Source organism: Bradyrhizobium sp. BR13661, from assembly GCF_029892425.1.
In the GTDB taxonomy this organism is placed as follows: domain Bacteria; phylum Pseudomonadota; class Alphaproteobacteria; order Rhizobiales; family Xanthobacteraceae; genus Bradyrhizobium.
The window spans coordinates 86,572-100,834 of sequence record NZ_JARXWB010000015.1; the positions used below are offsets into that span (position 1 = coordinate 86,572).

Sequence of the window (14,263 nt, forward strand, 5' to 3'; positions counted from 1 at the left end):
GCCTGATTTGACAGGAGCACATCATGACGACGACCCTGGTTTGGACTGGCGTGGCGTTGTGGATTGGTTTTTGTGCGTTCGTTGTGTTCGGCCCTTCGGCCGGACCGGTAAAGGTCCCGGCGCGTTCGACCCGCATGATCGGTCGCAACCGCTATCAGGGCTGACACCATGCAGATTGCCCTCGTGAAACGTCAGCCGAAACGCAGGTGTCGCATCCCGCGCCGTCCGCATCCGAACCTCGACTATTTCTTCGGTCGGCTCGAGCTCGCCGAAGGTGAGATGCGCGACGATCCCGGCGCCGACACGGCCGACAAGGATCATCCGTTCCGGTCACCACGCCGGCATTGAAATCATTTTCCGGACTCATCAGATGAAACCGCACTGCCCGACCTGCCTGAAGGAAATGACCAAGGCGTCCGCATCGCGTAATCTCTTCAACTGCGAGCCCTGCCGCGAGATCATCCAGTACTTCGGCGGCAGTGCGGATCACGGCGAGCCCGGCCCCCAGTTCTCCTGGCCGATCCGCCGCAAGCGTGCCTTCCACACCGCCCACGCGGCCTGACCTTTCCTAACCCCACACGACGCCGGCGCCAGGTTTCGCCGCAGCCATCCGCTGCGGCCGAACCACGGTGACGGTACAGGTCGCTTCCGCCGCCACCTTGGCCGAGACACTGCCGAGCAGCGTGCGCCTGAACGAACTCTGCCGCGCGCCGATGATGAGATGGTCGACCTGGTTGACCTCGGCAAATTCGAGCACCGCCGCAGCGGGATCTACCGCTTCCAGCACGTGAACCGACAACCGGCTCTCGTCGAGCTTCAGCGGCGTGGCCCAATGCCGCAATGCGACCAGGCGGTCGATATGCTTGTTGGAGCCCTGCTCGTCCAGCGTCTTGTCGATAGCGATGCGGTTGAGCTTCAGCACGTTGACGCAGGCGAGCCGCGCTGACGGCAGGGTCGCGAGAATGCGCTCGGTGGTCACACGCAACGCCTCGTTCAGCTCCGGCTCACCTTCGACCGTGTCGAGCGCCACTGCGAGGATCGGGCTCGTTGCGATCTGCTCGGCAACATCCGACTTCGCCCGCGACGGCTTGACGTCCTGGTTGAAACGGCGCCGCCACGCGACGCTGAGGGGATCGCGCTTCATTCGTTCCGAACGCGCGGTCAGCTTGACCTGGTTCGGATGAGCGAGATCGAAGGCGAGCTGAGTCGCGGTCGGATAGCGCCAGACCGGTTCGATCTCCAGGCACCGCAGCACCACTTCCTGGAGCCAGGGCGGGTAGTCGGCGCGCAAGCTTCGTGGCGGGTACGGGTCACGCCACAGCCTCCGCCGCATCGCGCGCAGCGTCTCGCCCTCGCCGAAGGGACGTTCGCCGGTCGTGAAGAAATAGAGCAGCACGCCGAGCGAAAACAAATCGCTGCGCGGATCGTCGCGCACGCCGAGCAGCCGCTCCGGCGCCATATAGGGCGCGGTGCCGTAAGGCAGGCGGAACTCCTCCTGCAACAGATCGGGCAGATGGTCGTGATGCGAGAGGCCGTAATCGATCAGCACGGCATCACCGTTGTCGCGGAACATGATGCTGCTGGGCTTGATGTCGTGATGGATGACGTTCTGGCGGTGCAGATCGGCGAGCGCGGCCGCGATCCTCGCAACCAGCAGCCGCGCCTCCTCGTAAGGCAGCGGCAGATCGGGCAACCGCTTGTACAGCGTGGTGCCGGGAATGCACTCGATCACGGCATAGGCCTGGTGCGCGAAATCGCCGGTGCCATAGCAGTGCGGGACGTGCGGACCGGTGAGCCGCGGCAGGATCATCATCTCCATCTCGAAGGAGACGATCGCGGCGGGGTCCTCGCCTTCCGAGGCGCGCGGGACCTTCATCAGCAGCGGCACGTCGATGCCGGGATGAGTGGCAGTCCACAGCGTCGCCATGCCGCCGGCATGGACGCATTCGCCGATGGTGTAGCCGTCGATCTCCGCGCCTGATTTGACCAGGGATTTGGGCATCTAGCGCCCCTGCGAGAGGCGGTCGGCGAGCCAGGGTGGCAGGCCGTTCTCGCGGATCTTGTTCGCCGCGCTCGCGATGTCATAGGGCACGCGGCAATAGGTGATCTGGCACGAGACGGTGTCGAACAGCACAAAGGATGCCGCGGGATCGCCGTCGCGCGGCTGGCCGACCGAGCCGAGCACCGCGAGCCATTGCCGGCCGCGAAGCAGCTGCACCGGCACATCGGTCTTGGGCACGAAGCTCGTCATCTTCGCCGTCACGGACATCGAGTAGAGCGCGGGCCGATGGACGTGGCCGCAGAAAGTGACGTGGGACGGCGTCGAGATCAAGCTCTTGGCGGCATCCGCCGTCGAGCGGACGTAATGCCAGCGCTTCGGGCTCGAAGCCTCCGAATGCACGTATAGACGATCGCTGTCCTCAACGAGCATCGGCAGCTCCGCCAGGAACCGCCGCTGTGCCGCGTCGAGCCGCCCGCGGGTCCACTCAATCGCGATCTGGGCCTCGTTATTCATGCTTTCCGTCGTGGAGCTGACAGCTTCGTCATGGTTGCCGCGCACCGCCACAGCGCCATGGGCAACCAGATCCATGGCCGTCTCCACGACCCATTCCGGGTCGGCGCCATAGCCGACGAAATCGCCGAGCAGAATGAACCGCTCCGCGCCCTTCGCGCGGGCCACCTTCAGGCACGCTTCGAACGCCTGCCGGTTGCCGTGGATATCCGAGAAGACAGCGAGAAGCACACACCCTCCACCCTCACATTCTTAATTGACGCCGATAAAGCCAATTTGAGGGACGTCAACAAGATGCGCCAGCGCGGGGCAGTTGACCAGCGCCCCACGGGTGCGATGGTGAAGAGGCTATTGCTCGTCCTTATTGCTCGTCCTTGGGCGGCATCCGGGGCGGCGGCAGCGGCGTAAAGACAGCGCCTTGGGCGCCGGCCGGCGGGGCATTGAACTCTCCGGTCGAGGAATCGCCGCCGCTGGTCTCAAGAATGGCCTTGGGCGTCACATATTCCCGGACCATGTCGATCAGGCTGCCCTCGCCGCCGCCAAAGTCGGCCGCGCGCCCGCCTTGCGGATGCCCGGCCGCGATCTCGTTCTCGGCGGCATGGGTCTTGTCGGCGAGAGCGTCGTTGTAGGGGACGCGGAAGGCCCGCGGGATGCCGCTCGGACGATGGTCCTCGTCGAGTTCCTCGACCCACAGATAGATCGCGCCGGGATCGCCCTCCAGCGAATGCGGCTCGACGATACGCGCCTTCAGCAGCTTGAAGGCGACCGGCAGCCGGTCGCTGCTGGCCCAGCCGAGCAGTCCGCGCATTTCGCCGAAGCTGACGACGTAGAAGGCGCTGGTCACGACCACCGCGACCGCCTTCAGCGACCAGTGCAGCCGCGCATAGACCAGCACGACCAGCAGCAGCGCGCCGATCACGGCATAGGCCACCGACAGTGAAAGGATGACCGTTTGCAGATTAGTCACGGCGCACCCTCGCGGTGTTCCTGCTCACACCGGTGCTCGGGTCGAGATCAGCCCCGTTGCGCCAGGTGCTGCGGAACGTCTCCATCAGCGATTTCGGCCGCTGACTCACATCGATGACCTTGCCTTCGGCATCGAGCCGGAACCGCACCGCGGTCTTCTCGTCGCCGGTATGGTCCAGGGTGAACTTGTTGTCGAAGATGACCTGCGCGGTCGGGTTGAGCTTCTGCACTTTCACATTGGCCGTCACGGGCTCGCCGGTCGTCGCGACGAAATGCGAGACGTTGACGGTGTATTCGCCGGGGACGATGCCGCGCAGCGTGACGATCTCCTCGCGGATCGGCGAGGCGATCTTCTTGCCGTTGACCATGATGAAGTCGTTGGCGCCGCCCCGGTCGTCGCGATCGAGCGTGAGGAAGCCGGCCTCGCGGTGGCGATACCAGGCGATGTTGCCGGCGGGATCCTGCACGAACAGGTCGAGATCATCCGGGTGGTTGTCCGGCCAGTCCAGCGTGATCATGAACTCGGCCTTGGAGTCGATCTTGCCGTCCTTGGCATCGGGCGAGACCGCGAGGAGCGCGAGGAAGAACAGGAAGGCGACCACCTGCAGTGCCTTGAACAGCATCACGCCCAGCGGATCGAACGGCTCCTCGCGCGGATAGAGACCGAAATCATCCATCATGACGGCGTTCCAGCGCCTTTACGCTCGAGTACCGGCGTCACATAGGTCTCGGTCAGCACCACCGCATCCGAGAACACCCGCTGGGTCGCGGCATCGAGCATGTAATACTGGATGCGGACCAGGATGGACCCGACGAGGCCCGCCAGCGTGGTGTACATCGCGACCGCCATGCCATCGCTCATCAGCCCCATCGAGGAGCGCATCGCGACCTTATCGGCGGCGTCCAGTCCCGCGATCGGTGCCAGCATGATGATGAAGCCGATGATGGTGCCGAGCAGGCCGAGCTTCATCAGCGTATCCGAGACGAAAGCACCAAAGCCATTGGAGCCGCGCAGACGGTCGGCAAGCGTCCGCAGCAACAGCGTCTGGTCGACCGGCCGGTAGTCCTGCGCGGCGGCCTTCGTGACGAGGCTCTCGATATGATCCCGCACCAGCCCGCGCGGCAGCGCGGTCGCGCGCGCATCGAGCACCTTGCTGCCATCGGGCGCCGCCAGCACCGCGCGGCAGCGCCGTGCGGCCGCACCCTCACGTGCAATCGCCCGCGTTCGCAGGAAGCAATGGCCGCAGGTGACGAGATAGAGCGCCGCGATGACGCTCGAAATGTAGGTCCGGTCCGAGGTCAGCATCAGATGGATCAGGCCGAACCGCCACAGCAGCACGACGGCAAAGATCGATAGCCCCGTAAAAATCATCCAGAACAGCAGCGCGCTGCGCTCGGACGGGTCGGCAGACGAGCCCGCGATCGGTCCAATCGTCATCGAACTCATGCTGCACCGCTCCTCACCTGCAGGGATTGGCCTGCAACGATTCCACCCGATTAGATCAAAGCTGCCGTCCGGGGTCCAAAGAGACATGCCCAATCCGGCTTGGGAAATTTTCCCGAACTGCTCTCCGCACTGTTCCCTGCAATTGGCAAGGCGCGGCGGCGTTGTTAGGCTGAGCTTATCAAACTTTGGGGTGATCGCATGCGCCTCGTGCTTCAGCTTGTCGCCCGCCTGCTTCTCATCGTTGCGCTGTGCCTTGGTGCCGCGACATTGTGGGCTACCTTCGATGCCTATCGCAGTGTCGACCGGGCAACGGCCGCATCCGCGCAGCGGGTGGCGCAGGCGCTTCAGGGCCTGTATTGGCACGAGCTCTTGTTGCGCAGCAGCAGAATGCGCGAGCATCTGGTGCCGGTTCCGGAGTGGCGGACGCTGGAAACGATGAAGCTGATCTCGCCCGGCGTCTGCGTCGAGTTCCAGCCGGCCACCGCATTCGAGAGGCCGCTGTGCGGCCAGAGCCAGGGAATCGGCCGAACGCCGCCACACTGGTTCGCCGCCATCATTCCGACCTTCCTCGGCAGCCACGCCGAGGTGGTGAGGCCCGTCAGCCCGCGCGCCGCCGCGGCGGGAACGGTGGTCGCAACGCCGGATGAAGCAGCCTCGATCTCGCTCGCCTGGGACTACATCCTCAACGTGATCGACGTCGCGCTGCTGATGGCGGCGGCGATCGCGCTGCTGGCTTCGCTTGCGATCGCGCACACGCTGGCGCCGGCGCGCGCCATCGTGACTGCCCTGCAACGCATGGCACGCGGCCAGTATCGCACAAGACTGCCGCGCTTCCGCTCCATGGAGCTGGCCATGATCGGCGGGGCCGTCGATGCGCTCGGCAGCCGGCTGGAAGAGGCCACGCAACAGCGCGCGACGCTGACGCAGCGCCTGATCGAGATCCGCGACGACGAACGGCGCGCGCTCGCCCGCGAGCTGCATGACGAATTCGGGCAAAATCTCTCCGCCATCCTCGCCTTCGCCAACACGATCGAGACGGCGAGCGCGCAACAGAAGGACGGCGGCATCGCGCAGGATGCGCGCATGATCTCGCAGGCCACGCACCACCTGATGGCTTCGCTGCGCGATGCGCTGAAGCGCCTGCGTAATCCCCTGCCCGAGGAGTTCGGCCTCGAGGCCAGCCTGGTCAACCTCGTCGACAGCTGGCGTTCGCAGAGCGCGACGCAGCCGACGATCCAGCTCGACCTCAAGGGCGACCTGACCGACATCAGCGGCCCCGCCGCCACCACCGCCTATCGGGTCGCGCAGGAATGCCTGACCAATGCGCTGCGCCACGGCGCTGCGCGCGAGATCTCGCTGCACGTCGAACGTCGCGTGGGCGAGGACGATGCGCTGCTGATCCGCGTCGAGGACGATGGCGGCGGCGATGCGGCGCGCGTCGAGCGGTCGGCCGGCTTCGGACTCACCGGCATTCGCGAGCGGGTCACCGCCGCCGGCGGCTCGCTGTCGATCCTGCCCGCAAGGCGCGGGCTGAGCGTCGCCGCAACGATTCCGCTCGCCGCGTGACGCCGCCATGAACGAGGTCATAGCAACAGGTATCTCGGTGCTGCTGGTCGACGACCACCCGATCGTCCGCCAGGGTTACCGGCGCGTGCTGGAGAGCCAGGGCGATCTCCATGTCGTTGCCGAAGCCGACAACGCCGCAGATGCCTACTCCGCCTTCAAGACGCATGACCCCGACGTGATCGTGATGGACATCTCGATGCCGGGCGCCTCAGGGTTGGAGGCGATCCGCAACATCCGCGCGCGCAATCCGCGAGCACGCATTCTCGTCTTCACCATGCATAACGAAGCCGTGCTGGCGAAAGCCGCATTCAATGCCGGTGCTTCCGGCTTCGTCACCAAGAGCAGCGCGCCCTCAGTTGTCGTGCATGCGATCCGCAGCGTCGCGCGCGGCGAGCGCGCCATGAGCGACGACATCGCGCATGTCCTGGCCGAGGCCAGTCTGTCGACAGGTTCAGTGCTGGATCAACTGGGCGAGCGCGAAATCGAGATCTTGCGCCAGTTCGCGAGCGGTGCCACCACCGAGCAGATCGCGACGCAGCTCAATCTCAGCGTCAAGACCGTCCAGAACTATCACTATCTGATCAAGACCAAGACCGGCGCACGCACGGATGCACAGTTGGTGCGGCTGGCAGCGGCTTGCGGGCTGACGAAGATCTAGATTGGAGTCCTACGCCCTCAACCCGCGCAACAGCAGCGCAAGCGTCGCATCGAGGCGCGCGGGCAGTTCGGCATCCTTCCATTCGTCGGCATGGGCCGGATGATGGAAGCGGCAGGTCGCATCGAACAGCGCGCGTGCCGTCGTCTTGGCGTCGGTCGGCGCGAACTCGCCCTGCTTCACCCCGTCCGAGATGATCGCCGCCATCTGGTCGATCATCGTATCCTTGTGGCACTTCACCGCCGCGCAGGCCTCGCGCGCCAGCGTCAGATAGGTCTCGAACATTTCGGGGTCGTCGAGCACGCGCGAACGCTTGGCCGCGAACAGCGTGCGCAGCCAGCGATCGAGCCTGTCAGGTGCAGGGCCCTGTTCCCTGGCGATTGCGAGGAGCGGCGCGTCGATACGATCGAGCCAGCGTTTGGCGACGGCCTCGCGCAGCGAGGCCTTGCTCGGGAAATGGCGATAGACGCTGCCGTGGCTCACATCGAGCGCACGGGCAACATCGACCACGGTGGCCTTGGCAAGTCCGTAGCGCCGCAAGACGTCCTCGGTGACTTCGAGGATCCGCTCCGGCGTCAAAACAACGGCTTCGTTCATGCCAGCACCATGTTCCCGTTCAGGGTCCAGTTTTCGGGCGGCGGGGCTGCTTCCGAAGCGCCCCTGCCGGTCGTTCGGAAAGCTCAGCTCTTAATGAGGCAGTTTTGCAGCCTGCGCAGCAATCTGGCGCGCCACAAAGAGGTTGAGCCAGTGCCCGATCGTTCCGGTGAGATTGATGATTTCGGTCGTCATTGTCTTAAGTCTCCATTCGTCCGCGATCCCCCTAAGAAGGCGATCACCACGGGACACCCAATCGGAGCGTCCGGGAACGGATATACACGTCTCGCTGACAGATTTCAATATCTGTCAGTCAATGATCCGTGACTGACAGTTAATTTTTGCTCGTACCGCCGCTGACCCATGGCCCGGGGATTGGCGACCCCACGCTCGCCGCGCCAGCGGACAATAATACCGGTTCAGCCCGGTCGTCCCCCGCCGCCTTGCCACGCCGTCTGTTTCGCCCTCCCCCTCCGCCGAATGACGGCGTAATAAGCATTTCGGCTGGCGCGTCCCACTGGTCCGCCTTCCCATCCCCCGGGCGGCGCGGCCGGTTACGCTACGCTCACCCGGCTCACGAAGAAAAAACGGATCATCCCTATGCCCATCGTCAACCGCATCGCCGCCCTCTCCGATGAAATGGCCGCCTGGCGCCATGACTTCCACGAGAACCCGGAGCTGCTTTACGAAGTCCATCGCACTGCCGGCATCGTCGCCGACAAGCTGCGGGAGTTCGGCTGTGACGAGGTGGTGACGGGCATCGGTCGCACCGGCGTGGTCGGCGTGATCCGCGGCCGCAAATCCGGCTCCGGCAAGGCGATCGGCCTGCGCGCCGACATGGACGCGCTGCCGATCGTGGAAACCTCAGGCGTGCCCTACGCCTCGAAGGTCCCGGGCAAGATGCACGCCTGCGGCCATGACGGCCACACCGCGATGCTGCTGGGTGCCGCAAAGTACCTCGCCGAGACGCGCAATTTCGACGGCACCGCGGTCCTGATCTTCCAACCCGCCGAGGAAGGTGGTGGCGGCGGCAAGGCCATGGTCGAGGACGGGTTGATGACCCGCTGGAACATCGAGCAGGTCTACGGCATGCACAATATGCCCGGTCTGCCCGAAGGCCATTTCGCCACGACGCCCGGCCCGATGCTCGCCTCCTCCGACAACATCCAGATCACCGTTCGCGGCAAGGGCGGCCATGCCGGCGCAACCCCGCACCAGGCAATTGACAGCGTGCTGATCGGCTCGCAGATCGTCAACGCACTGCAATCGATCGTTGCGCGCAACGTCGATCCGCTGAAGTCGGCGGTGATCTCGGTCACCCAGTTCCACGCCGGTACCGCCTTCAACATCATCCCCGAGACCGCCGAGCTCAGCGGCACCGTGCGCACGCTCGATCCTGAGGTGCGCGATCTCGTCGAGCGCCGCATCGGCGAAGTCGCCGAGAGCGTTGCCCGCGCCTATGGCGGCTCTGCCGAGACGAAATACTCGCGCATGTATCCGGTGACGATGAACCATGCGCGCGAAGCCGGCGTGGCCGCCGACGTCGCCCGCGACATCGTCGGCTCCGAGCGCGTCAACGACCGCATCATCCCGATGATGGGCGCGGAAGATTTCTCGTTCATGCTGGAGGCGCGCCCCGGTGCCATGGTGCTGGTCGGCATGGGCGACAGCCCGGCGTGCCACCACCCGGCCTACGTCTTCAACGACAACATCCTCGGCCACGGCGCCTCGTTCTGGGTGCGCCTGATCGAAACGGCGATGCCGGCGGGCTAGGAGCCACACAGGGCGGGCGCGGCGATTTGCGCCTTTGCCCATCCTATGAGTGGTCTTCGACTACGCCTGCACCACCTCGTGCCGCATGACGAACGGCGCGAGCAACGTGTGCACCTCGCCGGCGACGACCTCTCGCTGGTCAGGCGGCAGGCCCGCAAGCGTCACGGTGGCAATCGAACCGTGGCTGCCGTGGGCGCCGACCTTCACCTTGCAATCGATGCCGCGCTCGACGAGTGGCGTCAGCACCTTGGTGAACACGCGTTGCGCCGCGTCCCAGCGCAGCTGCGGCTTGAACACCTTGCCGACGCCCGTTACCGGCATCGGATCGATCGGAATCACCTGCACCGGCACCGCCGCACGCTCCGGAGTGCGCTCGCGCACCCACGTCTCGAGCTCGCCCGGCTCGACCTTTGCGCCCGGCTTCAGCTGCACATATCCGACCGGCAACTCGCCCGCGTAAGCATCGGGCTGGCCAACCACCGCGGCAAAGCCGACGGCGGGATGGCGGAACATGATCTCCTCGATCGGCGCCGGATCGATGTTGTGTCCGCCGCGGATCACGAGGTCCTTGGCGCGGCCGGTGATCCAGAGATAGCCATCGGCGTCCAACCGGCCGAGATCGCCGGAATTGACCCAGACCTTGTCGACGAAAGCGCCCTTGTTGTGGGCGTCGTTGAGATAGCCACCGAACACGCCGGGCCCGGCCATGATGACGACGCCGATCTCGTCCGGCTTGCAGTCGCGGATCAAATTGCCGTCAGCGTCCAACTGCACGATGCGCACGCGTGCGTAAGGCATGGGAAGGCCGACCGAGCCAAGCCGGATCGGCCGTGACGGATAAGCCAGCGTATGCACGCTCGAGGTCTCGGTCATGCCGTAGACTTCGACGACCGGCAGCTTGAGCTTCTCCTGGATCGCTGAGCCCACTGCAACGGGAATCGCCGAACCGCCACCGGCGGCGTATTTCAGGCTGGAGATGTCGGCATTGCCCGGCGGCACCGCGAGCGTCGCGGCAAGCACCGTCGGCACGCTCGACAGCGCCTCGACCTTGAAGCGCTCGACCAGGCCCCAGATGTTCTTCACGGCGTTCGGATTGCGCCAGCCGCTCGGCGACAGCACGACGAGCGAACCGCCGGCCGACAGTGTCGCCAGGACCTGCGTCAGTGATCCGCCGACATGAAACAGCGGCATGCCGAACAGCATGTTCCCGCCGGGCTTCGCCTTCAGCAACAAGTTGAGTGCCCAGGCCTGATAGACTTGGTTGGTGTGGGTGTGCCGCACCAGCTTCGGCGTGCCTGTCGTGCCGCCGGTGTGGAAATAGGCGGCGATGTCGCTGCCGTGAATCTTGCGCCCACTGATAAGCCGGTCCGCCGGCTGCTGCTTGATCAGATCGTTGAACGCATAGACGCCGTTGGCGGGATCGCCGCCGCCACCGACCTGCACGATCGCCTTGAGGTGCTTGAGCTGCGGGCGGATCTGCTCGACCTTCTGCCAGATATCGGTGCCCGGCATCGGCCCGAGCGCCACCAGGATTTTCGTGTTCGCCGCTTCCAGGATTTCCGCGATCTGGTGCGGCTCGAGCAGCGGGTTGACGGGATTGGCGATGCCGGCGGCCTCGGCGCCGAACAGCGTCACGAAGGCATCGGGCAGCAGCGGCAGCATGAAGGAGATGACATCGCCCTTCTCCGCACCGAGCGCGTGAAACATGTTGGCGGCCTGCGTCACGCGCGCGATGAGGTCGCGGTAGGTAACCACCAGCGGCGTGTCGGCGGGATCGGCATTTTGCAAGAACTGGATCGCCGCGCCGTCAGGATTTCGCGCAGCACCGAGCCTGATGGCATCATAGGTGCTCTCGGCCGCAACCCTATCGGCGTACGGGATCTGCTCGAAGGCGCGGACCTCCTCGTCCGTCAAGAGCTCCGGATAATCGTTGCCAATAAAGCGATCGAGCGCGTGGATGCCCGCCATGGAATTCCGTCCTCCCTCAGGTGTCGTCCCCTCGCCGCCTGTCTTTTTGACATTTGGTGCGGCGGGGCCTCGGCCGATGAGCCGACCGAGCAGGACCACAATGATGCATGATTTGGCGTTCGTCCATTGCCCGATGCAATTGGCCGCACGCAACGAACCGCCGAGAAGCTACGGGCGATCTGGCGTCCAGCCCACCGCGTTGAAATCGGCCGGCGCGGGCATCACTTCCGGCTCTGCGGTCGGCCTTCGCAGCATCGCATCCGCACGATTTGAATCGGAAACCTCCATCGGGACACCCGCCTTGCCGACGGCAAGGATCCCGATCAGCTCCGGCGGCGCCGACATCACATAACGGTCTGCCGCTTCGATCAAGCGGAGCAGCTCGTCGCGAATGAAGGCGGCTGACCATTCGGCCGGCAGGCCCTTCACTGCGGCGAACTCGTCCGCCGGAATCGACAATGCATGCCGGCGGATTTCGTCGATGGTTCGGCGCGGAGAGAAATTGGGCGGCTTGCCGGCTGCAGCAAGCACGAGTGGTCCAAGCGGACAATAATCGCGGCCGATTGCAACGAGATCGGCGATATCGCGCGCCTTCGAGCGACCTGCCGCGGCGAGGATCTTATTGATGGCAAGGTCTGCCTGATGCAGGCGGGCGCCCCATTCTTCGTCCCTCACGAGAGGAAAGAAGCGAAGCTTCGTCTCGGCGAACCACTGGATGATGGTGGATTCGTCCGCGCGCGAAACGGTAGCATCAACGCAGCCATAGATGATGAAATCGCGGTGCGTCTCGAAGCGGGCGGCCTCTAGCAGTGCCAGGTCGGACTTGGCAGTTTCGGTGACCTCTTCGTCGGTGTCGTGGAAGATGTCGATGTCGTCCGATCGCCTCTGCCAATCCTTGTTGAGCATCAGGCCCCCGGCGAGATAGCTGGTCTCGGACCGGTTCTTGGCAAGGAGGCGGAGGATGTCGCTCTGCAATTTGGTGAGAGCCATATCAATCCTCGCGCTCGCTGACGCGATCCAGCATCTTCCTGCCCATCGCAAACGCCCGGGCGTCGCCGCGATCGATCATCGCGCGCGCGGCAACTGCCGCACGCGATCGGAGATCGGGGAGCCGGCCGAGATCGACATTGTCGAGTATCCGCGACCCATAAAGGTGCAGCGCGTTGTCGAGGAGCAACTGGAGCTCCTTGTTCTGGCGATGTTCGGCCCGCATGCGCGAGGCCATTGCCAGCACTTCGTTTCGGGCGTTCGGCGGAACGAGGACCTCGACGCGCACCAGATCTGCCGCGCCGCCCTCTTTTCGGTACTTTCGAATCCGCTTCTTCGCTGGGGTCACGGCTGTTTGCTCCAATAGCAAAACCTAACACGCATATCCCGGTTACGCTAGTCTGTATCCCGGTTACGGACCTAAACTATTATCATTGCTATATTTTGTGGAAATAATGGTGAGAGCAATGAACCTGATTGCGCGATCGGCGGACCAACGGGGCAGCAGCCATGCCGCGAGACGCGAGGACACCATGACGACGCCCCTGCGAAACCGCATCACACCGCGGGTTGTACTCGCTCTGACGTCGGCGATCATGGCGATCGCTTTGCCGCGTGCCGCGCTCGCCGATAGCCAGCTTGACAAGATGCGGGCCAGGATCACGGCCTTCGTCGGTGACAAGATGCAGACGCAGGGCGGCTCACGCATCATCTACAAGGTGGACAGCGACGGGTTGCGCGATAGCGTCGTCACGGATCTGCGCGACGACGTCTACAAGATCTTGCACGACGGCCACATCGCCTACTCCGGCCTCGCGATCCGCGACGGCGGTGTCGATGTCAAGATCGCGGACCCCAAAGGTCGCGACCAGCTCGCGCGCAAGCTCGCTGCCGCCGCGGAGGGATTGCCGTCGCATGCGACGTCCTTGACCGACGGCAGTGACGGAGCGGCCAGGCTCGCGCCGACGGACGCGGCAGCCGCGGCGCGGCTGCACGACCTCGTCGAAAATTCCATCGCCATGATCGAGCAACGCCTCAAGGACGCCGACGTCAAGCTTGTCAGCGTCGGCCCTGACGGGACGGACCGGATTCGCATCTTCCTGCCCGGCGTGACCGATCCCGAGCGCATCACCGCAATCTTCGCCCGGAGGGTCAAGGTCAGCCTCCGCCAGGTCGATGACTCGATGCCGCCGGAGCAGGCGCTATCAGGCACACCGCCTGAAGGCTCCGAGGTCCTGCTCGGCTTCAAGGACAAGAAGCCCTATCTGGTCGCCAAGGAGAGCGCGCTGGACGGCGAGGACATCAGCGACGCCGCGCCCAGCTTTGCCCCCGGCACCAAGGATCCGGTTGTCTCCTTCCACTTCAACGGACGCGGCACGCGGCGTTTCGCCCACCTCACCGAAGCGAATATCGGCAAGCCCATCGCCATCGCACTCGACGACACCGTGATCTCAGACCCCGTGATCCGCGAACCCATCACCGGCGGATCGGTTCAGATCTCGGGCAATTTCACCCTGGAGGAGGCCAACAGCGTGGCCATGCAGCTGCGCGCCGGTTCGCTGCCCGGGCATCTGGCCCTCGTCGAGCAGCAGGTCGTCCAGCCCGGCGCCAAGCCGTAAGGCGCAACCGGCCTTTTTTGACGCCCGGCGCCTCTTCGGACGCCGAAATCCACCTGCAGCGCCAGCCCGAATCACGGGGCCGCCCGGATCACGCGCGCAACGAACGGGCAATTGCCGAAACCGCAGTTCGGGCTAAAATTTGCCTATTGCGGAGGGGCGACCGAAAGTTTCATTCA

16 protein-coding genes are annotated in these 14,263 nt (G+C 64.8%); 7 read left to right on the plus strand and 9 right to left on the minus strand.

Translation table 11 applies throughout. The features are described from left to right. Positions 1-23 precede the first annotated feature (23 nt). From M2427_RS23900 to M2427_RS23910, 3 genes are read left to right on the plus strand one after another with little or no spacing between them, the layout of a single operon-like run. A complete protein-coding gene (locus tag M2427_RS23900; protein ID WP_280709186.1) occupies positions 24-164 on the plus strand; it encodes a hypothetical protein in 141 nt (46 codons plus the stop codon). A gap of 4 nt (positions 165-168) precedes the next feature. Next, positions 169-348, plus strand: coding sequence for a hypothetical protein (locus tag M2427_RS23905; RefSeq protein WP_280709191.1), 180 nt, complete (start codon positions 169-171; stop codon positions 346-348). A gap of 22 nt (positions 349-370) precedes the next feature. Continuing rightward, positions 371-562: a hypothetical protein gene (locus M2427_RS23910; RefSeq protein WP_280709192.1), complete on the plus strand. Its 192-nt coding sequence runs from the start codon at positions 371-373 to the stop codon at positions 560-562. A 6-nt stretch (positions 563-568) separates the two neighbouring features. Here M2427_RS23910 and M2427_RS23915 read toward each other — a convergent pair whose 3' ends face one another. The 5 genes from M2427_RS23915 to M2427_RS23935 all read right to left on the minus strand — a co-directional run bounded on the left by M2427_RS23915 (position 569) and on the right by M2427_RS23935 (position 4,925). Continuing rightward, positions 569-2,002, minus strand: coding sequence for a bifunctional serine/threonine-protein kinase/universal stress protein (locus M2427_RS23915; RefSeq protein ID WP_280709193.1), 1,434 nt, complete (start codon positions 2,000-2,002; stop codon positions 569-571). Then, entirely contained in the window at positions 2,003-2,743 is a 741-nt protein-coding gene (locus M2427_RS23920; protein WP_280709194.1) for a metallophosphoesterase family protein, read from the minus strand. A 130-nt stretch (positions 2,744-2,873) separates the two neighbouring features. After that, the gene (locus M2427_RS23925; protein ID WP_280709196.1) at positions 2,874-3,479 is read right to left on the minus strand and encodes a hypothetical protein; all 606 of its coding nucleotides are present in this window, start codon (positions 3,477-3,479) and stop codon (positions 2,874-2,876) included. Further along, positions 3,472-4,158, minus strand: coding sequence for a hypothetical protein (locus M2427_RS23930; protein WP_280709197.1), 687 nt, complete (start codon positions 4,156-4,158; stop codon positions 3,472-3,474). Before M2427_RS23930 ends, M2427_RS23925 begins: the two co-directional genes overlap by 8 nt. Further along, positions 4,155-4,925 (minus strand): MotA/TolQ/ExbB proton channel family protein, encoded by a 771-nt coding sequence (locus M2427_RS23935; protein WP_280709199.1) that lies wholly within the window; start codon positions 4,923-4,925, stop codon positions 4,155-4,157. Before M2427_RS23935 ends, M2427_RS23930 begins: the two co-directional genes overlap by 4 nt. 198 nt (positions 4,926-5,123) lie before the next feature. On the opposite strand from M2427_RS23935, the gene M2427_RS23940 reads away from it, so the two are divergent. Beyond that, positions 5,124-6,491 carry a histidine kinase gene (locus M2427_RS23940; RefSeq protein ID WP_280709200.1) on the plus strand — a complete coding sequence of 456 codons (1,368 nt, stop codon included), beginning with the start codon at positions 5,124-5,126 and terminating at the stop codon, positions 6,489-6,491. Between the two features lie 7 nt (positions 6,492-6,498). After that, positions 6,499-7,149, plus strand: a complete 651-nt coding sequence (locus M2427_RS23945) for a response regulator transcription factor (protein WP_280709201.1) — start codon at positions 6,499-6,501, stop codon at positions 7,147-7,149. A 9-nt stretch (positions 7,150-7,158) separates the two neighbouring features. Here M2427_RS23945 and M2427_RS23950 read toward each other — a convergent pair whose 3' ends face one another. Further along, complete coding sequence (locus M2427_RS23950) at positions 7,159-7,743, minus strand: TetR family transcriptional regulator (protein ID WP_280709203.1); 585 nt, start codon at positions 7,741-7,743, stop codon at positions 7,159-7,161. Positions 7,744-8,340: 597 nt separating this feature from the next. On the opposite strand from M2427_RS23950, the gene M2427_RS23955 reads away from it, so the two are divergent. After that, positions 8,341-9,513 carry a M20 aminoacylase family protein gene (locus tag M2427_RS23955; RefSeq protein ID WP_280709204.1) on the plus strand — a complete coding sequence of 391 codons (1,173 nt, stop codon included), beginning with the start codon at positions 8,341-8,343 and terminating at the stop codon, positions 9,511-9,513. A gap of 60 nt (positions 9,514-9,573) precedes the next feature. On the opposite strand, the gene M2427_RS23960 is transcribed toward M2427_RS23955, so the two are convergent. The 3 genes from M2427_RS23960 to M2427_RS23970 all read right to left on the minus strand — a co-directional run bounded on the left by M2427_RS23960 (position 9,574) and on the right by M2427_RS23970 (position 12,817). After that, positions 9,574-11,481, minus strand: coding sequence for an acyl-CoA synthetase (locus M2427_RS23960; RefSeq protein ID WP_280709205.1), 1,908 nt, complete (start codon positions 11,479-11,481; stop codon positions 9,574-9,576). A 168-nt stretch (positions 11,482-11,649) separates the two neighbouring features. Further along, entirely contained in the window at positions 11,650-12,471 is an 822-nt protein-coding gene (locus M2427_RS23965; protein ID WP_280709206.1) for a hypothetical protein, read from the minus strand. Position 12,472: 1 nt separating this feature from the next. Next, on the minus strand, positions 12,473-12,817 hold the full coding sequence (locus tag M2427_RS23970) for a hypothetical protein (RefSeq protein ID WP_280709207.1): 345 nt from the start codon (positions 12,815-12,817) through the stop codon (positions 12,473-12,475). A 184-nt stretch (positions 12,818-13,001) separates the two neighbouring features. Here M2427_RS23970 and M2427_RS23975 point away from each other — a divergent pair, with 184 nt between their 5' ends. Further along, complete coding sequence (locus M2427_RS23975; protein ID WP_280709208.1) at positions 13,002-14,087, plus strand: preprotein translocase subunit SecD; 1,086 nt, start codon at positions 13,002-13,004, stop codon at positions 14,085-14,087. Positions 14,088-14,263: the final 176 nt, after the last annotated feature.

Coding starts and splice junctions, on each gene's coding strand:
- M2427_RS23900 (WP_280709186.1), top strand. CDS start 24: ATGACGACGACCCTGGTTTGGACTGGCGTGGCGTTGTGGATTGGTTTT.
- M2427_RS23905 (WP_280709191.1), top strand. CDS start 169: ATGCAGATTGCCCTCGTGAAACGTCAGCCGAAACGCAGGTGTCGCATC.
- M2427_RS23910 (WP_280709192.1), top strand. CDS start 371: ATGAAACCGCACTGCCCGACCTGCCTGAAGGAAATGACCAAGGCGTCC.
- M2427_RS23915 (WP_280709193.1), bottom strand. CDS start 2,002: ATGCCCAAATCCCTGGTCAAATCAGGCGCGGAGATCGACGGCTACACC.
- M2427_RS23930 (WP_280709197.1), bottom strand. CDS start 4,158: ATGATGGATGATTTCGGTCTCTATCCGCGCGAGGAGCCGTTCGATCCG.
- M2427_RS23935 (WP_280709199.1), bottom strand. CDS start 4,925: ATGAGTTCGATGACGATTGGACCGATCGCGGGCTCGTCTGCCGACCCG.
- M2427_RS23940 (WP_280709200.1), top strand. CDS start 5,124: ATGCGCCTCGTGCTTCAGCTTGTCGCCCGCCTGCTTCTCATCGTTGCG.
- M2427_RS23945 (WP_280709201.1), top strand. CDS start 6,499: ATGAACGAGGTCATAGCAACAGGTATCTCGGTGCTGCTGGTCGACGAC.
- M2427_RS23950 (WP_280709203.1), bottom strand. CDS start 7,743: ATGAACGAAGCCGTTGTTTTGACGCCGGAGCGGATCCTCGAAGTCACC.
- M2427_RS23955 (WP_280709204.1), top strand. CDS start 8,341: ATGCCCATCGTCAACCGCATCGCCGCCCTCTCCGATGAAATGGCCGCC.
- M2427_RS23960 (WP_280709205.1), bottom strand. CDS start 11,481: ATGGCGGGCATCCACGCGCTCGATCGCTTTATTGGCAACGATTATCCG.
- M2427_RS23965 (WP_280709206.1), bottom strand. CDS start 12,471: ATGGCTCTCACCAAATTGCAGAGCGACATCCTCCGCCTCCTTGCCAAG.
- M2427_RS23975 (WP_280709208.1), top strand. CDS start 13,002: ATGACGACGCCCCTGCGAAACCGCATCACACCGCGGGTTGTACTCGCT.